The sequence below is a fragment of the Paractinoplanes rishiriensis genome (assembly GCF_016862375.1).
In the GTDB taxonomy this organism is placed as follows: domain Bacteria; phylum Actinomycetota; class Actinomycetes; order Mycobacteriales; family Micromonosporaceae; genus Actinoplanes; species Actinoplanes rishiriensis.
Window position 1 is genome coordinate 67,964 of sequence record NZ_BOMV01000057.1, and the last position, 21,600, is coordinate 89,563.

The 21,600-nt window shown below is 70.6% G+C and carries 24 protein-coding genes and 1 pseudogene; 14 read left to right on the top strand and 11 right to left on the bottom strand.

Annotation, left to right across the window (positions count from 1 at the left end; translation table 11 throughout):
* Positions 1 to 6: 6 nt before the first annotated feature.
* Entirely contained in the window at positions 7 to 660 is a 654-nt protein-coding gene (locus tag Ari01nite_RS24755) for a lytic polysaccharide monooxygenase auxiliary activity family 9 protein (RefSeq protein WP_203784490.1), read from the bottom strand.
* 181 nt (positions 661 to 841) lie between these two features.
* Here Ari01nite_RS24755 and Ari01nite_RS24760 point away from each other — a divergent pair, with 181 nt between their 5' ends.
* Genes Ari01nite_RS24760 through Ari01nite_RS24770 form a run of 3 tightly spaced genes read left to right on the top strand, consistent with a single transcriptional unit; the run spans position 842 to position 3,030 of the window.
* The gene (locus tag Ari01nite_RS24760; protein ID WP_203784492.1) at positions 842 to 1,723 is read left to right on the top strand and encodes an alpha/beta hydrolase family protein; all 882 of its coding nucleotides are present in this window, start codon (positions 842 to 844) and stop codon (positions 1,721 to 1,723) included.
* 33 nt (positions 1,724 to 1,756) lie between these two features.
* Positions 1,757 to 2,512 carry an NAD-dependent epimerase/dehydratase family protein gene (locus Ari01nite_RS24765; protein WP_203784493.1) on the top strand — a complete coding sequence of 252 codons (756 nt, stop codon included), beginning with the start codon at positions 1,757 to 1,759 and terminating at the stop codon, positions 2,510 to 2,512.
* Positions 2,513 to 2,562: 50 nt separating this feature from the next.
* The gene (locus Ari01nite_RS24770; protein ID WP_203784494.1) at positions 2,563 to 3,030 is read left to right on the top strand and encodes a DUF4352 domain-containing protein; all 468 of its coding nucleotides are present in this window, start codon (positions 2,563 to 2,565) and stop codon (positions 3,028 to 3,030) included.
* A gap of 602 nt (positions 3,031 to 3,632) precedes the next feature.
* Here Ari01nite_RS24770 and Ari01nite_RS24775 read toward each other — a convergent pair.
* Positions 3,633 to 4,055 carry a DUF6157 family protein gene (locus tag Ari01nite_RS24775; RefSeq protein WP_203784495.1) on the bottom strand — a complete coding sequence of 141 codons (423 nt, stop codon included), beginning with the start codon at positions 4,053 to 4,055 and terminating at the stop codon, positions 3,633 to 3,635.
* A gap of 70 nt (positions 4,056 to 4,125) precedes the next feature.
* Between Ari01nite_RS24775 and Ari01nite_RS24780 the strand changes: the two genes are divergently transcribed.
* Positions 4,126 to 4,926, top strand: coding sequence for a helix-turn-helix domain-containing protein (locus Ari01nite_RS24780; RefSeq protein ID WP_203784496.1), 801 nt, complete (start codon positions 4,126 to 4,128; stop codon positions 4,924 to 4,926).
* Positions 4,927 to 4,947: 21 nt separating this feature from the next.
* Here the strand turns inward: Ari01nite_RS24780 and Ari01nite_RS24785 are convergent, their stop codons facing one another.
* Positions 4,948 to 5,406: a lamin tail domain-containing protein gene (locus tag Ari01nite_RS24785; RefSeq protein WP_203784497.1), complete on the bottom strand. Its 459-nt coding sequence runs from the start codon at positions 5,404 to 5,406 to the stop codon at positions 4,948 to 4,950.
* Between the two features lie 123 nt (positions 5,407 to 5,529).
* The gene (locus Ari01nite_RS24790) at positions 5,530 to 5,823 is read right to left on the bottom strand and encodes a hypothetical protein (protein ID WP_203784498.1); all 294 of its coding nucleotides are present in this window, start codon (positions 5,821 to 5,823) and stop codon (positions 5,530 to 5,532) included.
* A 58-nt stretch (positions 5,824 to 5,881) separates the two neighbouring features.
* On the opposite strand from Ari01nite_RS24790, the gene Ari01nite_RS24795 reads away from it, so the two are divergent.
* From Ari01nite_RS24795 to Ari01nite_RS24810, 4 genes and pseudogenes are all read left to right on the top strand, one after another.
* Entirely contained in the window at positions 5,882 to 7,057 is a 1,176-nt protein-coding gene (locus Ari01nite_RS24795) for a glycosyltransferase family 4 protein (RefSeq protein WP_239162996.1), read from the top strand.
* Between the two features lie 103 nt (positions 7,058 to 7,160).
* The gene (locus Ari01nite_RS24800) at positions 7,161 to 7,736 is read left to right on the top strand and encodes a hypothetical protein (protein WP_203784500.1); all 576 of its coding nucleotides are present in this window, start codon (positions 7,161 to 7,163) and stop codon (positions 7,734 to 7,736) included.
* Positions 7,721 to 8,656 carry a sigma-70 family RNA polymerase sigma factor gene (locus Ari01nite_RS24805; RefSeq protein WP_239162997.1) on the top strand — a complete coding sequence of 312 codons (936 nt, stop codon included), beginning with the start codon at positions 7,721 to 7,723 and terminating at the stop codon, positions 8,654 to 8,656. Before Ari01nite_RS24800 ends, Ari01nite_RS24805 begins: the two co-directional genes overlap by 16 nt.
* Positions 8,653 to 9,024, top strand: a pseudogene (locus Ari01nite_RS24810) (YybH family protein); the annotation flags it as partial. The gene Ari01nite_RS24805 and the pseudogene Ari01nite_RS24810, both read left to right, overlap by 4 nt.
* 50 nt (positions 9,025 to 9,074) lie before the next feature.
* On the opposite strand, the gene Ari01nite_RS24815 reads toward Ari01nite_RS24810, so the two are convergent.
* The 3 genes from Ari01nite_RS24815 to Ari01nite_RS24825 form a co-directional block, all read right to left on the bottom strand.
* The gene (locus Ari01nite_RS24815; RefSeq protein ID WP_239162998.1) at positions 9,075 to 10,538 is read right to left on the bottom strand and encodes an RICIN domain-containing protein; all 1,464 of its coding nucleotides are present in this window, start codon (positions 10,536 to 10,538) and stop codon (positions 9,075 to 9,077) included.
* Positions 10,535 to 12,004, bottom strand: a complete 1,470-nt coding sequence (locus Ari01nite_RS24820; protein WP_203784504.1) for a pectinesterase family protein — start codon at positions 12,002 to 12,004, stop codon at positions 10,535 to 10,537. The genes Ari01nite_RS24815 and Ari01nite_RS24820 overlap by 4 nt, the downstream gene beginning before the upstream one ends.
* Positions 12,005 to 12,142: 138 nt before the next feature.
* The gene (locus Ari01nite_RS24825) at positions 12,143 to 13,150 is read right to left on the bottom strand and encodes a LacI family DNA-binding transcriptional regulator (protein ID WP_203784506.1); all 1,008 of its coding nucleotides are present in this window, start codon (positions 13,148 to 13,150) and stop codon (positions 12,143 to 12,145) included.
* Positions 13,151 to 13,267: 117 nt separating this feature from the next.
* Here Ari01nite_RS24825 and Ari01nite_RS24830 point away from each other — a divergent pair, with 117 nt between their 5' ends.
* The 4 genes from Ari01nite_RS24830 to Ari01nite_RS24845 all read left to right on the top strand — a co-directional run bounded on the left by Ari01nite_RS24830 (position 13,268) and on the right by Ari01nite_RS24845 (position 16,566).
* Positions 13,268 to 14,575 (top strand): ABC transporter substrate-binding protein, encoded by a 1,308-nt coding sequence (locus tag Ari01nite_RS24830; RefSeq protein ID WP_203784515.1) that lies wholly within the window; start codon positions 13,268 to 13,270, stop codon positions 14,573 to 14,575.
* On the top strand, positions 14,572 to 16,047 hold the full coding sequence (locus Ari01nite_RS24835) for a glycoside hydrolase family 43 protein (protein ID WP_203784517.1): 1,476 nt from the start codon (positions 14,572 to 14,574) through the stop codon (positions 16,045 to 16,047). Before Ari01nite_RS24830 ends, Ari01nite_RS24835 begins: the two co-directional genes overlap by 4 nt.
* Positions 16,048 to 16,057: 10 nt before the next feature.
* Positions 16,058 to 16,222, top strand: coding sequence for a hypothetical protein (locus Ari01nite_RS24840; RefSeq protein WP_203784519.1), 165 nt, complete (start codon positions 16,058 to 16,060; stop codon positions 16,220 to 16,222).
* 65 nt (positions 16,223 to 16,287) lie between these two features.
* Positions 16,288 to 16,566: a hypothetical protein gene (locus tag Ari01nite_RS24845; RefSeq protein ID WP_203784521.1), complete on the top strand. Its 279-nt coding sequence runs from the start codon at positions 16,288 to 16,290 to the stop codon at positions 16,564 to 16,566.
* A gap of 318 nt (positions 16,567 to 16,884) precedes the next feature.
* On the opposite strand, the gene Ari01nite_RS24850 is transcribed toward Ari01nite_RS24845, so the two are convergent.
* The 4 genes from Ari01nite_RS24850 to Ari01nite_RS24865 all read right to left on the bottom strand — a co-directional run bounded on the left by Ari01nite_RS24850 (position 16,885) and on the right by Ari01nite_RS24865 (position 19,416).
* Positions 16,885 to 17,199, bottom strand: coding sequence for a hypothetical protein (locus tag Ari01nite_RS24850; protein WP_203784523.1), 315 nt, complete (start codon positions 17,197 to 17,199; stop codon positions 16,885 to 16,887).
* Between the two features lie 577 nt (positions 17,200 to 17,776).
* Positions 17,777 to 18,001 (bottom strand): helix-turn-helix domain-containing protein, encoded by a 225-nt coding sequence (locus Ari01nite_RS24855; protein WP_203784525.1) that lies wholly within the window; start codon positions 17,999 to 18,001, stop codon positions 17,777 to 17,779.
* The gene (locus Ari01nite_RS24860; protein ID WP_239162999.1) at positions 18,001 to 18,498 is read right to left on the bottom strand and encodes a DUF2975 domain-containing protein; all 498 of its coding nucleotides are present in this window, start codon (positions 18,496 to 18,498) and stop codon (positions 18,001 to 18,003) included. The genes Ari01nite_RS24855 and Ari01nite_RS24860 overlap by 1 nt, the downstream gene beginning before the upstream one ends.
* A 9-nt stretch (positions 18,499 to 18,507) precedes the next feature.
* Entirely contained in the window at positions 18,508 to 19,416 is a 909-nt protein-coding gene (locus Ari01nite_RS24865; RefSeq protein WP_203784527.1) for a TetR/AcrR family transcriptional regulator C-terminal domain-containing protein, read from the bottom strand.
* A 127-nt stretch (positions 19,417 to 19,543) separates the two neighbouring features.
* On the opposite strand from Ari01nite_RS24865, the gene Ari01nite_RS24870 reads away from it, so the two are divergent.
* Positions 19,544 to 20,281: an ABC transporter ATP-binding protein gene (locus tag Ari01nite_RS24870; protein WP_203784530.1), complete on the top strand. Its 738-nt coding sequence runs from the start codon at positions 19,544 to 19,546 to the stop codon at positions 20,279 to 20,281.
* Positions 20,278 to 21,594, top strand: a complete 1,317-nt coding sequence (locus Ari01nite_RS24875) for an FtsX-like permease family protein (RefSeq protein ID WP_203784532.1) — start codon at positions 20,278 to 20,280, stop codon at positions 21,592 to 21,594. The genes Ari01nite_RS24870 and Ari01nite_RS24875 overlap by 4 nt, the downstream gene beginning before the upstream one ends.
* The last annotated feature ends 6 nt before the right edge of the window (positions 21,595 to 21,600 follow it).

Genomic DNA, 21,600 nt, shown 5'->3' on the forward strand with positions numbered 1-21,600 from the left:
GTCCGGTCAGCTGAAGATCACGTCGCTGCAGATGTAGTACGGCTGGTCCAGGTGGCTGGCCTGCCAGATGGTGAACAGGACGTGGCGGCCGGTGCGGTTGCCGGCGTTTACCTGCGCGGTGTAGTTGGGTCCCGGTGCGATCCGCGCGGTGCTGGTGACCAGCTCGAGGCTGCCCCAGGTGAGCGGCTGGGTGAGCGGGTTGAAGCCCTGCCGGGTGATGTAGATGCGCAGGTAGTCGGCGCCGTGCTGGGCCTCGTCGCGCAGGTTGAGGGTGAACTGGCGGGGCTTGGTGGTGGCGACCCACGCGCCCACCGCGTCCATCGCCGCGTACCGGCCGCCCTGGGTGCGACCGCCGCTGCAGAGCTGGCCGTCCGGCACCGCGGCCTGGTGGTTGCCGCCCACATTCTCGCGGTACAGGCCGTTCCAGTTCCACATCGCGTTCGGGTCGGCCTTCCAGGCCTGCGCGCACATCGGGTCGGTCGCGGCCATGTTGGGGTTCAGGTGGTCGCTGCCCCAGCGCTGGAGGCAGCCGTAGTTGCGGGAGATCGGGTCGGAGACCGAGCCGTGCGCCGAGGCACTCTCGACCAGCCCGGTGGTGAGGACCGCGGCTGCGGACGCCGCGATGACCGCGGCGCGGCGCAGGGTGGTGCGAACAGACATGATGGCTCCAATGTCGGTGGGGGCATTGATGCTGATCGATGTTACGGATGCCGGGCTCCGTCCGCTAGTGCCCGAATTGCGAAGGGCTGGCCGCAAACGATTGCTCCCCGACTTTCAGCAACGGCTAGATGAAGCCGTACCGCTGATTGCAATCGTTTGTGCCCTGATTTAGCGTGCCCGGATGATGGATGCATTCCAGACGGACGAGCTCGCTGACTACCTGCTCGCCGAGACGTTGGACGGGCTGTATACGCCGTATGCACTGCGTCTTCCGCCCGGCACCGGGCCGCACCCGTTCGTCTTCATCGCGTACGGCAATGGGGGTGGAGGTTTTTCCTGGCTGCGGGATCGGGTGCACCGGTTCCGGCACGTGACCGACGTGTTGCTGGAGGCCGGCTACGCGTGCGCATGGAGCCGGTACCGCACCGAGGTCGAACTGGGCTACCAGACCGGCGGCCCACTCAAAACGGACATCCGGCAGGGCATGGAACTGATGAGCCGGGCGCCGCTCGAGTATGAGGACGAGGTCGCGGTGCTGCGCCACGTGGCCGGGCATCCTGCCATCGACGGCGAGCGGCTCTTCCACCTCGGTGTCAGTCACGCCGGCGAGATGCTTTTCAAAATGCTTTCCCAGTACGCGGGGTTGCTGCGCGCCGGTGTGGCAGCCGAACCGGCGTCGCACGAGTTTCTCACGCTGCGCCTGGACGACCCGTCGGTCACCACCACCGACGGCCTGCGCAACATCGAGACCCTGGAGATACGCAGCGTCGACCGGGCCCGCGCCCGCATCACCGACCCCGGCGAGGTCTCCCGGCGCCTCGACGGCGTCGACATCCCGATCCTGGTGCTCGGCCGCGACCAGGACGAACTCCAGGGCGTTTTCCGTCTCACGTACGACCTGCTGGCCGAGAAGCGGGCGGACGCGGAGTGGCGCTCCTGGAGCCACGACATCCACGGCTACATCTATCCGGAGACGGACGCCGGCGGCGTGCTGCACATCGACGAGGTGCAGCGGGAGGCACTCGCGGTGATCGTCGACTTCTTCAACCGGCACCGGGCCTGATTGAAGCTTCACCAGCCGGGCAAAAGGGGTGCCATGGCGGTGATTCTGCTGACCGGCGCGGCCGGCACGATCGGGCGGATGTTGCGGGCACGGCTCGGCCACCACGAGTTACGGCTGACCGACGTGCACGCCGCCAACGGTATCGAGGCCCTGGACGTGACCGACGCCGACGCGGTGACGGCCGCCTGCCGGGGCGTCGACGCGGTGGTCCACCTGGGCGGCATCGCGGGCGAGGGCCCGTTCGAGGACGTGCTGGCGGTCAACGTGCGCGGCACCGAACGCGTCCTGGCCGCCGCGGCCGCCACCGGGGTGCCACGCGTGGTGCTGGCGTCCAGCAACCACGCGGCCGGCCTGTACGACCAATCCGAGGCCGGTCCCGGCGGCCTCCCCGACGACGTGCCGGCGCGGCCCGACTCGTACTACGGCTGGAGCAAGGCGGCGATGGAGTCGCTGGGCCGCCTCTACCACGACCGCCTCGGCCTGCACGTGGTCTGCCTGCGGATCGGTTCCTGCACGCCGCACCCGTCCGACGCCCGCGACCTGGCGGTGTGGCTCTCGCCGGACGACGCCGCCCGCCTGGTGGAGGCCGCCCTGACCGCCACCGGCTGGCGCCTGGTCTGGGGCGTCTCGGCGAACACCCGGCGCTGGTGGTCGCCGGCCGGCGGCGACGCGATCGGCTACCATCCGTCGGACGACGCCGAGACGTGGGCATCGTCGGTACCCGCCGCGGATCCGACCGACTCCCTGGTGGGCGGCCCGATGACGAGGAAACCGCTCGGAAGTCGTTGACTGCGCGGCAGCCGCTGCCGAAACACAGCGGTATGCAGAAGCGTTGGCTCGTGGCCGGTGCAGTGGTCGCCGGCGCCGGTCTGGTCCTGGCGTTCAGCCCCAGCGAGGCCGCCCCGACCGCGGTTCCCATCCCGACCGCGTCGATGGGCCAGCCGGTGACGCCCGACGGCGCCCTGCAATACACGGTGACATCCTTCGAGTGCGGCGGCACCGGCGCCAAGGGCCACTTCTGCACCGTCGGCCTCACCGTCAAAAACATCAGCGGTACGGCGACCAGGCCCGGAATAGCCTTCGCCCGAGCACAGGACGCCCAGGGCGCCGAATACCTACCCGACGCGGTAGCCCAGATCCGAGCCAAATCAGCCCTGCTGAACGACTTGCCACCCGGCACACAGATAACCGACCGCCTGATCTACGACGTCCCGAAGGCCGTGACCCCGACGACCCTGGTCCTCCGCCAGTCACCGCCGAACCCGGCCATCCGCATAACCTTGACCAAAACCCCCGCGACCCCCTGAAGCTGGTCCGCCCCTGCGCCCCCACCCGGCTCGGCGGCCGTCCCCGCGCCGCACGCTCCCGCGCCGCGCGCCCTCATGCCGCCCCTGCGCCCCGCTCCACGCCGCGCCCCGCGTCCTCCGCGCCGCGCCCCGCGCCCCTGCGCGCTCCGCGCCGCGCCTCTGCGCGCTCCGCGCCGCGCCTCTGCGCCCTCCGCGCCGCCTCCTCGCCCCCTCTACGCCGCGCCCCCGCCCCCTCTACGCCGCGCCATCGCCCCCTCCACGCCGCGCCATCGCCCCCTCCACGCCGCACCCCCGCCCCCTCCACGCCGCGCCCGCGCCGCGCCCTCCGCGACGATCTTGGCGCGCTCGCCCAGCCCTTTGCCGCAAACGTCCTCGTTGGTGCGTGTCCGCGACGCGATGTTGTTCGACTTGCTGTTCGAGGATGGTTTGAGGATGGAACATAGCCTCATGATCTGACCCGGCGGCCCATCTGCATCCGGCTAAAGCGGTACTTATCAGATATGCCAGGCGAGCGGGCAGGCGGGCGGGCGGGCAGGCGGGCGGGCAGGCGGGCAGGCGGGCAGGCGGGCAGGCAGGCAGGCGGGCCGCCGCCCGGCGGGTGGCTACCGGCGGCGGCTGCGCATGGCCCGGGTCACCGTGACCGGGGTGCCGTCGGGGGCTTTGCCGGCGGCCAGGTCGGTGTAGGCGGCGGAGCCCACCGCCACCAGCGCCACCCGCCCCTCGGCGTCGGCGTGGATGCCCCAGCCGTAGCGTTTGCCCAGATCGCTGGAGCGCAGGCAGGGCTGGCCCTTGGCGAAGAACGTCGCCCGCGCGGTCGGCCGGTCGGTCTGGGGGAGGGCGTTGCGGTCGGCCCAGACGGTGAAGATCACGTCGTCGGAGGTGTGCTGGTAAGGGGCGTCGGCGATCATGCGGAAGGTGCGTTCGGCGACGCTGGGGGTGGCGCGCGCGGGTGGGGCCGTGGCGCTCGCGGCGGGGCAGTCCTCGGCCACCTGGATGAATGTGTCCTGGTAGTTGGTGCTGTGCATGGCCGCATCCTCCATCGGGTGACCGCGAAGGTCTTGGAAATTCGCGACACGGGCTGGCAGCCTGGCGGGCATGACCTCGCGCGCGCTCGGCCGGGAGGAGCGCTCGGGCGTGCTGCATCCGCAAAACCTGGAGCGGTACGCGGCGACGCTCCACGAGGCGGACGCGTCGATCGGTGCGGTGGTCGACCACTTCTGGACCGTGGCCTGGCATCTGCCCGCGGGCGAGCGCATCGAGCAGCGCATCATCGCCGACCCCGCGGTCACGCTCACCATCGAGGCTGGCAACGTGCCCGCCGATCTGGTGCTGACCGGCGTGCACCGGCGGGCCTGGCAGCGGGAGATCGCGGGGCGGGGGAGCGCGTTCGCGATCCGGCTGCGGCCCGCCGGGCTGGCCGTGGTGAGCGACCTGGCCCCGGCTGCCATCGCCGACCGCACCCTGGCCGTCACCCCCGAGTTGGACGCCCGGCTCCATGCGCTGCTGCGGGAGATCCGGGACGCGTCCGATCGCCAGGGCCGGGCCACCGCGCTGATCAAGGTGCTGGCCGCGGAACGGCCGCCGCCCGCCCGCCACCTGCTGGCGAACGACGTCCTGGCGGCCATCCACCGGGGCGGCCCGCTGCCGGCCGGGCCGTCGACCCGCACCGTCCAACGTGCCCTCCGGGAGACCATCGGTCACGGCCCGTCCTGGGTGCGCCGCTGGGTGCGGCTGCAGGAGGTGGCCCGCCAGTTCGCCGTCGACGGCGAGGCCGGTGCCGCCGCGATCGCCGCCCGGCTCGGCTACGCCGACCAGTCGCACCTCGTCAACGACTTCCGCGCGGCGGTCGGCCTGACGCCCGGCGAATACCTGGCCCGCTTGGCGGACGCTTGGTAAACCAATCGCGGCGGCGCGGTTTCAGCAGTACGTGTGTTCCCCCTTGCTGCCCCATGAGCATGTGTCGATGGTCTTGGCCTGTGCGTTCTTCAGCGTCGCCGCGTCGCCGGTGTTGTTCCAGATGTAATTGCCGGAACCCCAGTAGCGGTGCCAGGCCGGCTTGTTGTTGGTGCCCTTGCCGGTGTGCACGATGACCGAGGCCTTGGCGGGCAGGCTGAACGACGGGAACGTGTAGACGTGGTTCGCCTTGTCGCGCACGGTCCACTTGTTCAGGTTGATCGCCGCGGTGGTGTTGTTGGTGAGCCGGAAGAACTCCTGGTTCAGGCTGGTGACGCTCCGATTGTCCGCGCCCGGCGAGTTGTAGTAGACCCGCGTGAACGACACCGCCGGCGTGGCCGCCTCGGCAGTCGAGGCCAGTCCGACCCCGGCCGCAACGGTCCCGGCCGACGCCAGCGAAATGAGAACGTGACGCAGTTTCATCGGTTGCCCTTCGGTGGTGGAGGTCGCCGGACCACTTAACGACACCGCGACAACCGCCGCCGTCGGCCGTTCATCCAGTTTGGACTCCACCGATCCGTGATCACCCGAATGGGGGATGGGCAGCTATCGAAGAGTCCGATCGGCATAGGCAGTCAAATGGCGGAACCTTTCGATCAGCCCACGAGTCGCCTGCTGCCCCTCGGGCGTCAATTGATAGCGGTCGTGGTCATCCGTCCTGATCAACTTGGGACTGCGCTTGAACGACCGCAGTGCCTCCCCCACCTTGCGGGTGTCGACCCTTGCGTATCCGTGTTCCTTGATCTCGTCCACGATTTCGGAAGTGTCGTCGGTGGAGGTGACATCGATGGCGATCAGGATTCGCAGATCAAGCTCGGTCAGTTTGCTGAGATCGACCATTATGATCTCCTTTTCGGCGTCCCCGGATTCTTTGCCTCCGGCCCTTAAAGTGGATCCGGTGAAGATCCGATATGTGCTGCACAACGCTTATGGCACCGGTGGCACGATCCGCACCGTGGTAAACCAGGCCAATGCTCTGTGTACCGAGCATGACGTCGAGATCGCCAGTGTTTACCGTTCCGCGCAGGCACCGGTCTTCGCGATCGATCCGCGGGTGCGCCTGGTCTCGCTGACCGACCTGCGCGAGGAGGGTTGCCGCTGGACCGACAAGCGGGGCACGAACTCGCGGTTCTGGCGCAAGACCCGGCGGCTGCCCAACCCGTTCCCGCACCGCCGCGACTTCCGCTACCGCCGCTGGGATCCGCTGGTCGACCTCACGGTGCTCCGGTACTTCCGGGCGCAGCGGGACGCGGTCCTGGTGACCACCCGCCCGGCGCTCAACCTGCTCGCCGCCTGGTGCGCGCCGCGCCGCCTGATCCGGATCGGCCAGGACCACCTGAACTTCGGCAGCTACCGGCCGAAACTCCAGCGGGCGATCGTCCGCGCGTACCCCCGCCTTGATGCAGTTTCGGTGTTGACCTCGACCGACCTCGCCGATTACCGGCGTGCGCTGGGCGAATCGGTGCGACTGGTGCAGATCCCGAACGGCATTCCCGTGCCCGCCGACGCTCCCGCCCAGGAACGGACGCGCACCGTGCTGGCCGCCGGGCGCCTGGTCGGCCAGAAGGGTTTCGACCTGCTGATCGACGCGTTCGAGCAGGTCCACCGCCACCACCCGGGCTGGCAGCTGAACATCTTCGGCGAGGGCAAGTGCCGCCCCGACCTGACCGCCCGGATCAGCCAACGCGGCCTGGACGGAGTGGTGCACCTGCGCGGCCGCACCCGGACCCTGGACGCCGAACTGGCCAAGGCCTCGATCTTCGTCCTCAGCTCCCGCCGCGAGGGCCTGCCGATGGTCCTGCTCGAGGCGATGGGCGCCGGCGTGCCCGCGGTCTCCTTCGACTGCCCGACCGGCCCCGCCGAGGTGGTCGACGACGGCGTCAACGGCCTGCTGATCCCCGCCGAGGACGTCGCCGGCCTGGCCGCCGGCCTCGCCCGCCTGATAGCCGACGAGGGCGAACGCGAAAAGATGTCGCTGGCCGCCCGGGAGACCGCAGCCCACTACGCCATGCCGGTGGTGGCGGCCCAGTGGGAGGCACTGTTCGCCGAACTCGCCGCCCGCTCTGACGGGTGACCGGTCCGATCGAAGGATTCCGCTGAGGTCGCGCGGGCACAAAAGTGTTCGGGTGACCAAACTGAGGACCTGGAGAGGGCCCGTCGCTCCGATCCTGATCGGCTTGGGTGTGTTCGCCGCGATGTTCGCCGGCTCGGAGCTTCTCGACCGCAGCGGCCGCGACGACCGGAGCGCCGGCAGCAGCCGGCCACGTGCGGACGGCGCCGGCACCGGGCAGGTGGAGGAAGCCCTCATCGGGCCGGGGGTGGCGCCCGCGTCCACGATCGACCCGTCCCTGCCGGCCAAGCCGATCCCGGGGCTGAGTGGCGCCGCCGCGGTGCCCACAGCCGCCAGCCCGGCCGGGCCGACCGGCACTGGCACTGGCACCGGCACTGGCGTTCCGGCGCCGACCGCCACCACGCCCGGTCCGGTTCCTCCGGTCGCCACCACCGGCACCACGCCGGCGCCGCTGGCCACGACCACCAACCCGGTGGTGCCGCCGCCGGCGCTGCCCACCGACGACCTGGCCACGCCGCCGGGCAAACCCGTTCCGCCGGGGTTGGAGCCGCCCGGCCTCGCCGTCATCAGACTGGGGGCGCTCTGCGAGGACTTCGGCGAGTTCACCGTCACCGACGCGGGCCAGCTGGTGATCTGCATCGCCACCGCCGACGACGCCGAGTACCGGTGGCGACTGGCATAGTGGACGCGGTCGAGGCGCTGCGCGGGGAACTGCACGCGCACTGCTACCGCATGCTCGGATCCGCACACGACGCCGACGACGCGGTGCAGGAGACGGTGATCCGGGCCTGGCGGGCGCTCGACCGGTTCGAGGACCGGGGCACGCTGCGGCCCTGGCTGTACCGGATCGCCACCAACCGCTGCCTGACGATGCTGGAGCGGCGCGGCCGCCACCGGGAACTGCCCGCCGAGGACGGCTGGCTCGAGCCCTATCCGGAGGAGCGGGTGGGGCCCGAGGCGCAGGCCGTCGCGCGGGAGGGCGTCGAGCTCTCGTTCGTCGCGGCGCTGCAGCGGCTGCCCGGCCGGCAGCGGGCCGTGCTGCTGTTGCGCGACGTGCTCGGTTTCAGCGCGCGCGAGGTGGCCGGCCAGCTCGGCACCACGGTGGCCGCGGTCAACAGCGCGATGCAGCGCGCCCGCAAGGCGCTCGACCAGGACAAACCCGCGATGACCCAGCAGGCCGCGATGCTTGCGCTGGGCGATGATGCCGTACGCGACCTCGCCCGCCGATACGCGGCCGCGTGGGAGAACGGCGACGTCGACGCGATCGTGGCCATGCTCACCGACGACGCGAAGTACTCGATGCCGCCGGAGCCGGCCCGCTTCACCGGCCGGGACGCGATCCGCGGCTTCCTGCTCGACGGCACGGTGGCGCTCGGCTGGCGCTTCCGGCCGGTCGCCGCGAACGGACAGGTCGCGTTCGGCACCTACCGCCGCGACGACGGCCTCGGCGCGTACGTGCCCTGCGGTTTGGACGTGCTCACCCTGCGCGGGCACCGGATCGCCGAGGTGGTGTCGTTTCTCGACGCGGACTTCGCGGCCTTCGGGCTGCCGATGAGTTTGCCGCTCCCGCCGGGTTGTACCGGTGAAGGGAGGCACGGATGACAGAGGATGAGCGGCTCGTCACCGAGCTGGTTGAGGGTTGGGTGAGCGCGATCGTCGCGCGTGACCTGGAGGGGGTGGTCGCCGGGCACGCGAGTGACGTCGTGATGTTCGACGTGCCGCCGCCGGACGACGGGGTGCGCGGTCTCGCGGCCTACCGGGAGACCTGGCCGCCGTTCTTCAAGTTCCTGGAGAGCGGCGCGGTGTTCGAGCTGGACCGGCTCGAGGTGACCGCGGGCGCCGAGGTCGCGTACGCCCATGCGCTGCTGCGGTGCGGGAATCCGCCCAACCGGCTGCGGGTCACGGTCGGCCTCCGCCAGGAGGACGGGCGGTGGGTCATCGCCCACGAGCACCACTCGTTCCCGCTGGCGGACTGAGCCGGGGTCGCGCCGGGCTCCGGGAGCCCGGCGCGACCGTTCGGTCACATGCTGATGTTCGCCTGGGGACCGGAGTAGGTCCTGAGCAGGCCGGGGACGCTCGCTGCCGGGTCGAGGGTGTACGCGTAGAACGACGACGGGTTGAACGCCGAGCCGCGGGTTTCCGCCTTGCCGGTGCAGCTCACCTGGATGCTGCCGCTCTGCCGCAGCTCGGCGGTCGGGTCCGGGAAGAACGGGTCCTTGACCTTCTCGAAGTAGCTGTTCTCGACCACCATCTTGGTGGTGCCGCGGGCCCAGTTGCCGTAGCTGGAGACGTTCTGCAGCCAGTTGTTGTAGAGGTGGGCGTACAGCACGTTGCCGGCGCTCGGGTTGCGCTGGTTGCTGTTGTAGATCCAGTTGTGGTGGATCGTGATCCTCGGGATGGTGTTCTCGGTCCAGCCGATGCCGAGCGTCTTGTTGTGGTCGCCCATCCGGTTCCACGAGATGGTGACGTTGTTGGTGTCCTTGCGGCTGTCGATGTAGCCGTCGTTGATGTTGGTGAACGTGTTGTGGTCGATCCAGACCCGGTCGGCGGTGTCCATCTGGATGCCGTCGTAGTCGAAGTCCTTGTCGTCCGGGTCGTCGGAGGCCATCGCGGTGTCGCCGATGGTCAGGTTCCGGATGATGATGTTCTTGACGCCGGCGCCCAGGAAGAAGCCGCCGTTCCGGATCCGGCCGCCGGTGCCGACCCCGATGATCGTCTTGTTGGATTTGACCGCGATCTCGTGTCCGTAGGGGGTCACGGTGATCGTTGCATTCACCCGGATCACGTACGGCTCGCTGGCCGTCGCGTACTTCAGCAGGTCGGCGTAGTTGGTGACCGTCACCGCCGCTCCGCCCGCGCCCCCGGTGGTGCCCTGCGCGAAGCCGTCCGCGACGTTGGACCAGGTGCGGCCGCCGTTACCGGGCGGGGTGGTCGGGCCGCTCGTCGGCCCGGTGACGTAGTTGAACGACCACTGCATCCGCGCGACGTCCGAGCAGGTCTCCTGCACGATCGGGTTGTTGCCGGCCGTCGAGCCGTCCCGGTTGCTCAGGCACTGCCCGGTCGCCGCGCTGCGCACCAGGAACTTCCCGGCCGCTGCCGTGGACGCGGCGAACGTCCACAGTTGGTTCACCTTCGAACCGTCGCCGCACCCGTACTGCTGAAGTTGGGTGCCGGAGACGGCCGACGAGCTGGGCACGTCGACGCACCGGCTGCTGTTGACGTTGACCAGGTTGAACGGCCCGGGCCCCTGCACCTTCCACTGCTGGTCGGTGGCGCCGGCCGCGCACGAGGTCTGGATGAGCAGCGCGCTGTTCGCGGTCGACGAGCCGGTCACGTCGACGCATTTGCCGCTGGAGCCGGAGGCCAGCGTGTAGACGCCGCTCGCGACCGGGGTGGTGGCCGCCGCGGACGGCAGCATCGTTACGGCGGTGACTGCGGTGACGGCGACCGCGACGGCGGCCGCGCCAACGAGTTTGATTCTCACAGCGGGTTCCATCCGTCCGCGCCGGCCAGGTACTTCTGCGGTGTGTAGTTGGCTGCCTGCGAGTCGGACAGCTGGGGGCGGTTGCCGTTCACGGTCGCGCCCGGACCGGTGTTCCGGTACTCCCGGAAGCGGGCGTTCTGCCAGGTGTTGCTGGACATGTTGGTCCACGGCTGCGCGGTCGCGATGGTGTTGCTCAGCGTCGACTCGCGGTACAGGACCTGGGCGTTCGGATACCAGGGCCGGCCCAGCGAGGTGTTGCCGGTGCCCGTGCCGGTGACGTTGCAGCGGTAGAAGAGGATGCCGTACGTCTTCTCCGGCGGGGTGCTGCCCGCGGTGATCGGACCGCCGGTGGTGCGCTTCTCGTGGATGCGGCAGGCGTTGAAGACCGCGGTGCCGCCGCCGAAGATGAAGTCGACGGTGCCTTCCACGTAGCAGTTCACGAAGTAGGCCCGGGCGGAGTTCTGCAGCAGCAGGGTGTCCTGGTCGGCCAGCACCCGGACGTTGTCGAAGACCGCCCGCTCGGCGTCCACCCGCAGCGCGACGGCCTGGCCGCCCGAGCTGATCGAGCCCTCGTCGAGGTCGTTCTCGATGGTGAGGTTCTTCGCGATGAACTCGCGGCCGTAGACGAAGACGCTCGCGCTGTTCGAGGTGCCGACCGCGCCGGCGTAGTTGTTGTAGACGATCCGGGTGTCCGACGGGCCGCCGCCCAGACCCTGCAGGGTGATGTTCGGCTTGTTAGCGGGGACCGTGACGACCTCGCGGTAGGTGCCCGGCTTGATGGTGATGACCCGGCGGGCGGTGTTGTTCGCCGGCACCGCGTTGATGGCGGCCTGCACGGTCGTGTACTGGCCGGTGCCGTCCTTCGCGACGGTCGCCGGTCCGGACGGCGGGTTCGTGGTCGGGCCGGTCGTCGGGCCGGTGGGACCCGAGACGTAGTTGAACGACCACTGCATGCGGGAGATGTCCGAGCAGGTCTCCTGCACGATCGGGTTGTTGCCGGCGGTCGAGCCGTCCCTGTTGCTCAGGCACTGGCCGGTCGCCGCGCTGCGTACCAGGAACTTGCCGGCCGCGGCCGACGAGGCGGAGAACGTCCAGAGCTGGTTGGTCTTGGTGCCGTCGCCGCAGCCGTACTGCTGCAACTGGGTGCCCGACGCGGTGGATGCGCTGGGCACGTCGACGCAGCGGTTGCTGTTGACGTTGACCAGGTTGAACGAGCTCGACCCCTGCACCTTCCACTGCTGGTCGGTGGCGCCGGCCGCGCAGGAGGTCTGGATGAGCAGCGCGCTGTTCGCGGTGGACGAACCGGTCACGTCGACGCACTTGCCGCTGGAGCCGGAGGCGAGCGTGTAGACACCGCCGGCGACGGGGGTGGTGGCCGCTGCCGAGGGCAGCGCCGCCAGCACCACGGCCGTCACCGGCACGAGTGTCGCCACGGCCACGGCGGCGAGAAGCCGGGGTTTGGGCATGGGGAACCTCTTCCACGAGGACGCGTATCGATGGCCACGAATGGTGCCAGAACGTTTCGCAGCTCTCAAGGTGAAGTTTCGGAAAGTCGTGCGCGCAGGCGCCCGAAAGGACCCGGTTACCCCAGCTAAGGATAGAAATTAATTTTCGCGGCGGGCGGTGCTCGCGCGCACCGTCAGCTCGGTGGCCAGCACCACCCGGGTGCGGGCCGGCGCCTCGCCGCGGGCCGTCGCCAGGATCATCGCGGCCGCCTCGCCGGCCATCTCGGCCAGCGGCTGGTGCACCGTGGTCAGCGCCGGGTGCAGCCAGCTCGCCGGCGCGGTGTCGTCGTAGCCCACCACGCTCAGGTCGCCGGGAATGCGCAGGCCCAGCTCGGCGGCGGCCTTGTAGACGCCGACCGCGAGCGGGTCGCTGAACGCGAAGATCGCGGTCGGCCGGTCCGGGCCGGCGAGCAGGTCGTGCCCGGCCGTCACGCCCTGGTCGATCCGGAACTGCCCGGCGCGGACCAGGGCCGGGTCGAACGCGATGCCGGCCTCGTCCAGCGCCGCGCGGTAGCCGTCCAGGCGGGCCCGGCTGGCCAGCGTCCCCTCCGGACCGGCCACCACGCCGATCCGGCGGTGCCCGAGTGCCAGCAGGTGGCGGCCCGCCTCGAGGCCGCCGCTCCAGTTGGTGGCGGCCACCGACGGCACCCCGGCCGGTTCGGCGACCGGGTCGACCACCACGAACGGGATCTCCCGCGCGCTCAGCCGGTCGCGCTGCTCGGCGGTCGGGCTGCAGAAGACCGTGATGATGCCGGACGGGCGGCGGGCCAGCATCCGCTCGATCCACTCGTCGCTCAGGGTCTGCGCGCCCTCCATCCCGGAGACCACCACGCCCAGGTGGTGCGGCCGGACCGCGCGTTCCACGCCCGCGATGATCTCCATGGCGTACGCGCCGCCGAGCACGTTGAGCACGACCTCGACCAGCGGTGCCGCCGGGGTGGGCCGCCGCTTGCGCCGGTGCCCGTGCTTGTTGATCACGCCCTCGACCAGGCGGCGGGTCTCGGCGCCGACGTCCGACCGGCCATTGAGCACCTTGGAGACGGTGGCCACCGAGACTCCGGCAAGTTCGGCGATCTCCGCGGCGGTCAGGGCGCTGGTCGGCGGCATGGCCGCAGTCTAGACGGTGCCCACGCCGCGCCTGAACGGCGAAACTTAAGCTTGATATTCACGAAACGTTCTGCGAGCATCGCCATCGATCCGTTCTCGATCCCCGGAGGCGACAGCGTGTACACCCTCAACCGGCGCGACCTGCTCAGGATGGCCGGCCTGGCCGGCGCCGCCGCGTCCCTGTCCGCGTGCGGCCGCGGTTTCGGCGGTGGCGGCGACGAGGACGAGGCTGGCAAGGTCACCATCAACATGGTGTGGTGGGGCGATGCGGCCCGCGCCGAACGCACCCGCAAGGCCCTGGACCTGTTCGAGAAGCAGAACCCGGGCCTCAAGGTCACCACCGAGTACCAGGACAGCGGCCCGTACAAGGACAAGCTGGCCACCCGTTTCGCCGCCGGCGACGCCCCGGATCTGCTCGCGATGCGCACCGACAGCCTGCAGGAGTACGTGAGCCGCGGCGCGCTGCTGGACCTGGCGGGCGCCGCCGACATCGACCTGACCGGAGTCGGCGACGCGGCCCGCCGGCTCGGCGCGGTCGGCGCCAAGAACTTCGGCGTCCCGGTCGGCCTCAACTCCAGCGGCTTCGTCATCAACAAGGCGCTCGCCGACAAGTACAAGGTGGCCATCCCGGACGGCGACAGCTGGAGCTGGCAAGATCTGGCCGCGTTCGCCCGGGACATCAACCGGGCCAGCGGCGGCAAGGTGTACGGCACGCACTTCGACCCGGCGACGCTGGCCAGTCTGATGATCTTCACAAGGCAGCGCGGCGAGGACTTCTTCACCGAGGCCGGCAAGGTCGGCTTCACCGAGGCGACGATCGCCGCCTGGTTCACCATGGTCGAAGCGATGCGGGCCGAGGGCGGCTTCCCCAAGGCCGGCGTCATCGACCCGAACGCCGGCTCGGCGGGCGGCGAGATGTACCTGGGCCGCGGCGTGATCGCGTCGCAGATCATCCCGACCAACAACTTCCTCGGCTACAACAAGCTGGTCGACGGCACGCTGGTGCTGCACCGGATGCCGGGGGAGAAGCAGGGCACCCGGCCCGGCCAGTCCGTCGACACCCCCGCGCTGTGGTCGGTCGCGGCCGGCTCGAAGCACCCGGCCGAGGCCCGCAAGCTGCTGAACTTCCTGATCAACGACGTCGAGGCGGCCAGGGCCACCGGCACCACCCGCGGCGTGCCGGCCAGCAAGACCGTCGCCGACCAGATCAAGGACACACTCGAACCCGACGACCAGACGGCCACCGACTATCTCACCGAGCTGCAGGGCGAGAAGCTGGCACCGTCCTACCTCTACCCGGCCGGGGCCAGCACGCTGCCCGGCACGCTCAAGTCGATCGCCACCGAGATCGAGTTCAAGCGGCTGACCCCGGCCGCGGGCGCCAAGAAGTTCACCGAGGCCGCGACGAAGGCGCTCGGCGCGTGATCAACCCGGTGATCCCCGGTTTCCATCCCGATCCCAGCATCTGCCGGGTGGGTGACGACTACTACCTGGCGTGTTCGAGCTTCGAGTACTTCCCGGGCGTGCCGATCTTCCACAGCCGTGACCTGGTGCGGTGGCGGCAGATCGGCAACGTCCTGGACCGCCCCGGACAGCTCGACCTGCCGGCGGACGTACCCGCCTCCGGTGGCATCTGGGCGCCCACCCTGCGCCACCACGACGGGCAGTTCTGGCTGATCACCAAGGACGTCAGCGGCGCCGGCAACTTCATCGTGACGGCCGAGCGCGCGGACGGCCCGTGGAGCGACCCGGTGCCGATCGACCTGCCCGGCATCGACCCCGACCTGGCCTGGGACGACGAGCACAACTGCTACTGCACGTTCTCAGGTCTGCAACAGGCGGTCATCGACCCGAAACGCGGCAAGATCCTGGAGGGACCCTGGCCGGTCTGGTCCGGCACCGGGTTGGCCTGGCCGGAGGGCCCGCACCTGCACCGCCGCGGCGACTGGTGGTACCTGCTGATGTCCGAGGGCGGCACGCACACCGGGCACGCCATCTCGGTGGCCCGCTCCCGCTCGCCGCGCGGACCGTTCGAGCCGGCGCCGCGGAACCCGATCCTCTCGCACCGCAGCACCGACCGGCCGGTCCAGGCACTCGGCCACGCCGACCTGGTGGAGACCCCCGGCGGCGACTGGTGGATGGTGCTGCTCGGCACCCGTCCCAAGGGCCGCTTCCCCCGCCAGCACGTGCTCGGCCGGGAGACGTTCCTGGCACCGCTGACCTGGGTGGACGACTGGCCGGTGGTCGCGTCGGTGGAGGCGTACGAGCAACCGCTTTTGGAGGAATCGGACCGCGACGATTTCGACGCGGCGGAACTCTCGCCGCGCTGGATCTCACCCCGCAGCCGCCCGCCCTGGTCACTGACCGAGCGCCCCGGCTGGCTGACCCTGCACGCCACCGGCCCCACGCTCGACCGTCCCGGCGCAACGATTCTGGCCCGGCGTCAACAACATCATGACGTACGGGTAACCGCCCGCCTCGACCCGCGCGACGGCCGCGGCGGCCTGACCATCCGCATCGACGAGGCCCACCACTACGACATCGAGGCGGGTGCGGGCGAGGTGCGCGCCGTCTGCCGGATCGGACCGCTGCGCGACACCGTGGCCCGCATCCCGGTCCCGCCCGGCCCGGTCGACCTGGTGATCGCGACCCGAACCACCGGCATCCTGCCGCCCACGGTGACCGCGCGGACCGACCTGACCGAGGAGCCGTACGGGGTGGCGGCCGCGGCCCCCGACACGATCACGCTAGGCACCGCCACCACGGTGCTGGCCGAACTCGACGGCCGCTACCTGTCAACGGAGGTGGCCACCGGCTTCACCGGACGGGTGATCGGCCTGTACGCCACCGAGGGGACGGTGTCCGCCGACTGGTTCGACTACCGCCCGGCTGGGTAGGGCGTACGCCATGACCGTTTCCGACCCGACCGACCCCGAACGCCCGATCGAGTCGCCGGACCTGCCCGGCACGGACAACCGCCCCGGCCCGGCCCCGATGCCGAAGCACCACCCCGACGAGGGCGCACCCGGCGACCACTCGGGCCCGTTCGCCGCGGAGCCGCCCGGGCAGTGACCCGGGCGGTGACCCGGGCGGTGACCCGGGCGGTGACCCGGGCAGTGACCTGCCATAGTGGGCCGATGCGGCGCGGGCACCTAAGCCACGGACTGGGCCAGACCGCGGCCATCTGGCTGGCCGTGGTGCTGCTCGCCCTGCTCGTGCCTCGGGCAGCGGTGCTCTGGTCCGGCATCGGCGCGGCCCTGCTGGCGTCCGTGCTGCTCGGCAAGTGGCACGCCCGGCGGCAGCGCGCGGACACGGCGGTGGGCGCCTTCACCGGCGTCGTGCTGTGGCCGGCACTGATCGGCGTGGCGATCATCGCCATCAATGCTGTTTCCGCGTCGCTGTCACCCTACGAGTAGGACGTTCGCTGGTCATTCCACGATCCGACACCGACCGAAGCTTCAAGGGCCGGGTACCGCCCGAACACGACGGTGTCGGCGGATACGGGCAGGCTGGCGGTGTATGTGACACTCATGGTGACGCAGGACCTCAAGAAACCGGCCAACCGGTCCTGCACCACATCGAGCAGCAATTCAACCGAGCCCACAACGCGGTCCGCGCTATCGGCGACGCGGGAACTCCCTACTCAAAACCACGTTCAAAGCCCTACGCAACGTCAGCCTCTGCCCTTGGACCATCACTGTCGGAAATGCCGGCCCTTGTGCGACCGATCGATCTCACCGAAGATTGGAGCCGGATGGAGACGATCCTGACTCGGAGGAGTTGTTCACGAGAAGGTCATCTGGTTTCTGGATGCGGTCCGGTATTTGTGGAGCCTTGCCGTCGCACGACTGCTGGAAGTCGCGGTAGATGCGCGCGGCGTGCCGCTGCGCCTTGCCGTGGTCGCGCCGGCGCTGCTGGGCGCGGCGGGCTGCGTCACGTTCGGGTGAATGGTTCCGAGCCTTGGTCCGGTCCCGCATCGGAGCCAATTCGGCCGGGCTGAAGAATGAGAGTTGAGTCATGCCATAATCATCCTCCGCGCCAGTCGTCAAGTGTAAGGAAAAGTTGATGCCATTCCTATTTGGTCACCGCGGGCAGATCTTTTCCGGAGACTGACGGCGACGGCGCCCAGCGCGCATTGAAATGCGTCGCCCTTTGTCGAGTTCGTGACGCGTGGCAGTCGACGGTCAGGCGGCCGCTCGGCATAATGCTTACTGCCACCTGACTGGGCCGGAAATAGCGGCTTCCGCAGCAGCGAGAGCCTCCTCCAAGGTCAGAAAACCTTGAGAGTCCGGCCAGAAGTGTTGGTCTCCCTCTGGCCATCCCGGTCGGTGCCGCACATAGTAGAGCCGCCCATCGGGATTCAACCGGGGCGCCTCATCGGGGTCAAGGTCTCCGTCCGCCTCACCAAGCGCATACCAGAAGTCGTAGTCCAGCATGACCACCCGGACTGGGATCGGAACGATTCCGTCGTACATCCACCAGCCAGTCGCCACGACAGTCTCCACACGTCGAGCGTAGGTTCCAGGTTTGCCAGACCTGCGCGACTGCGGCTCCGGCACGCTCCGCCATCGGTTCGGGCGAGCTTCCTCATCTGGCCGTACTGCTTCACGAGCCCCTGGACGCTGATCATGCGGCCGCGTCGCCGTCGCCGGGTTCCCAGCGCAGCAGGTCGCCGGGCTGGCACTGGAGCACCTCGCACAGCGCCTCGAGGGTGGTGAAGCGTACGGCCTTGGCCCGGCCGTTCTTGAGCACGGCCAGGTTGGCCGGGGTGATGCCGACCCGGTCGGCTAGCGCGCCGACCGACATCTTGCGTCTGGCCAGCATCACGTCGATGTCGACGATGATCGGCATCAGATCACCTCGTCCAGCTCGGCCCGGAGGTGGCTGGCCTCGGCGTCCCGGGCGACCGCCTGGGCCAGCAGCATCCGCAGGACGAACACCAGCAGTCCCACCCCGCCGATCAGCACCGAGGCGCCGCAGATCAGCAGGACGATGCCGGGGGCCACCGACTCGCCGGGCGCCAGCGTGACGGCCATCGCGAAGGCCAGCACCGCAGCCGCGGCCATCGCGCCGATCACCACGTCGACGTACCGGAACGCGCCGTGCGAGAACACCGTGTCGCGGCCGACCATGGTGAGCAGCCGCCACACGCAGATCATCGTGACCTGCACCGTCATGATGCCGAGCACGATTATCGACAGGATCGGCACCCGCCGGGCGAGCAGCTCGGGCCCGAAGTCGTCGAGGTCGGCGCCGAACAGGGCGACCATCACCGTCTGCACGAACAGCGATCCCACGAGGCCGGTCACCAGGACCGCGCGCAGGGCAAGCACTACCAATCGTTTCACGGGTCAAAACTATCGAAATTCGATAGGTGCCCGCAAGTAGAAGTCGACGCCGTCGAGCAGCCGTTGCAGGCCGAACTCGAGCAGGACGTCCAGGTCGAAGTCGCGGTCGTCGCCGGCCATGAAGCCGGCCAGCATCGGCAACCGGCCGGTGGCCAGCACGGCCGCGAAGTGCTGCCGCTGCCGGTCCATCCACTCGGTCTCGGTGAGGCCGGACTCCTGCTCGGCCTGCGCCTCGTCCTCCAGATTCACCGCGGTGCCGCGTACGTAGTTGGCGATGGTCACGGCGACCCGGAACTGGGTGCCCGGGTCGGCGCCGTGGGCGGCCAGCGCGCGCATCGCCCACTCGGTGTGCGCCATCGCGTGCGGGGCGAACAGCGGGCGGGTGAACGAGATCGCCTGGGCCAGCCAGGTGTGCCGGCGGTGCATCGACCACTGCAACCGGGCGACGGCCTCGAGGCAGGTGCGCCAGTCGTCGCGTTCCGGGTCGAGCCGGGGCGGCGGCGGGTTGGCGGCCATCACCCGGTCGGTCATCAGCAGCACCAGTTCCTCCTTGTCGGCCACGTGGCGGTAGACCGACATGGTGGGGATGCCGAGTTCGCCGGCAAGCCGGCGCATCGAGAGTCCGTGCAGGCCCTCCGCGTCGGCGATGACAATTGCCGTACGCACCACGTGGTCCCGGTCCGGCCCGGTGCCCGGCGGCAGTGCGCCCACGGCGACCACGGTGCCGACGCCCGGTTTCGCCCGCACCAGGCCCTCGTCGCGCAGGTGGGCGATGACCTTGGTGGCCGTCGCCATGGCCACCCCGTGCTCGGCCATGATCTGCCGGGTCGACGGGATCCGGCTGCCCGGCGGCAACTCGCCCGCCTCGATCCGCGCCGCGATCCCGGCCGCGATCCGGCGGTACACCGGTGTGTCCACGCCTGCCTCCTAGTGCACTAGTGCATCTGATGCTAATGCACTAGCTGGATTGTGGTGCTAGCACCACTGACAGCGTGATAGTGCGCTCGTACGGTGTATCCAACACCACACGGGACGGAGACACGAGATGACCGACGCGGTCCGCTTGGAATCGCTCTACAAGACCTATGACGGCGGTGTCACGGCGCTCGACGGGGTCACCGCCGGGTTCGCCGCCGGCACCTTCACCGCGGTGATGGGCCCGTCCGGCTCCGGCAAGAGCACCCTGCTGCAGTGCGCCGCCGGCCTGGACCGGCCGACCGCCGGCCGGGTGTTCCTGGACGGCACCGAACTGACCGCCACCGGGGACACCGCCATGACGAAGTTCCGCCGGCTCCGGGCCGGCTTCATCTTCCAGGACTACAACCTGCTGCCGTCGCTGACCGTCGAGCAGAACGTGGTGCTGCCGCTGCGCCTGGCCGGCCGCCGCGCCGACCGGGCCGGCAGCCGGGCGGTCCTGGAGCAGTTGGGCCTCGGCGACCGGATGCGGGACCTGCCGGAGCGCCTCTCCGGCGGCCAGCGGCAGCGTGTCGCGGTGGCCCGGGCGCTGGTCACGGCGCCCGCGGTCGTGTTCGCCGACGAGCCGACCGGCGCGCTCGACCTGCGCAGCGCCGGCGAGGTGCTCACCCTGCTGCGCGAGGTGGTGCACACGCACGGCCGCACGGTCGTCATGGTCACCCACGATCCGGTCGCCGCCGCGTACGCGGACTCGGTGCTCTTCCTGGCCGACGGGCGGCTGGCCGGCGAGATGCGCGCGCCCACCGCGGACGCCGTCGCCGAACGCCTGGCCCACCTCGGCGACCGCGCGATGGGAGCCGTCGCATGATCGCCGTCGCGCTGCGCAACCTGCGGCACCGCCCGGGCGGCTTCGTCGCCACCTTCCTGTCCGCCTTTCTCGGCGCGACCCTGCTGATGGCGTTCGCGTCCCTGTTCGACACCGCGGCCGGCGCCGACCCGGCCAGCAGCGAGTCGCTGACCACCACGGCCGGCGTCGGCGGCGGCTGGTGCCTGATCATCGTGGCCTTCGCGGTGACCTCGACGCTGAGCCTGGCCGTCCGCCAGCGCGCCGATCAGGTCGCCCTGCTCCGCCGGGTCGGCGCCACCACCCGCCAGCTGCGCCGCATGATCGTCGGCGAGGCGGCCGCGGTCGCCCTGGTCGCGTCCGCGGTGGCGGTGCCGGCCGGGTACGCGCTCGGCCGGGTGCTGGTCGGCCTGCTGCAGAACACCGGACAGGTGGCGGACGCGGTGCACCCCGCATTCGGCCGGTTCGCGCTCGGCATCGGCTTCGGCGTCACCCTGCTCGGCGCGCTTGCGGCGGGAATCGCCACCGGCCGCCGCACCGCCGGCCCGCCGCGCACCCGTCCCGCTCGTCCCCGCCTGCGCCGCCTGGCCGGCCTGCTGTTCCTGCTGGTCGGCGGCAACTGTGCGGCGCTGACCGCGACCCTCATGGACGGCAAGGGCATCGACGCCATGCAGACCGCCGGCCAGGCGGGAATCTGGGCGTCGATCGGCCTGGCCCTGCTGGCGCCGGAACTCCTGCGCCTGGTCACGGCCGTAGTGGGCCCCGCGGTGCGCCGCTGCGGCGCGACCGGCGAACTGGCGGTGTCCGGCGTGGCCGCCCGCACCCGCCTCCTGGCCGGCGCCGTCATGCCGGTCCTGCTGTTCACCGGCGTGGCCACCGGCACCGTCTACATGCAGGACATCGAGGACCGCGCGGCGGCCGGCCAGCCGCAACCCGACTACGCACAGGACATCCAGACCCTGAACTACGTGGTGGTCGGCATGATCACGCTGTTTGTCGCGATCATGCTGGTCAACACCCTGATCGCGGCCACCACCCACCGCCGCCGCGAGTTCGCCCAGCACCGCCTGGCCGGCGCCACCCGGGGCCAGCTGCTGGCCATGGTGAGCCTGGAGGGCGTGCTGGTGACGGCAACCGGCGTGCTGGGCGGCGCCGCGGCGTCGCTGTTCACCATCCTGCCGTTCGGCGCGGCCCGCACCGACCAGGTCTGGCCGGACGCGTCACCGCTGACCTTCGGCGCGGTCGCGGCGGTCGCGGTGGCGCTGACCGGGGCCGCGCTGATCCAGACCACCCGGCGGGCGGTCCGCGGCCCGGCCACCGCGGCGGTCCGGGCCTGAGCGGGG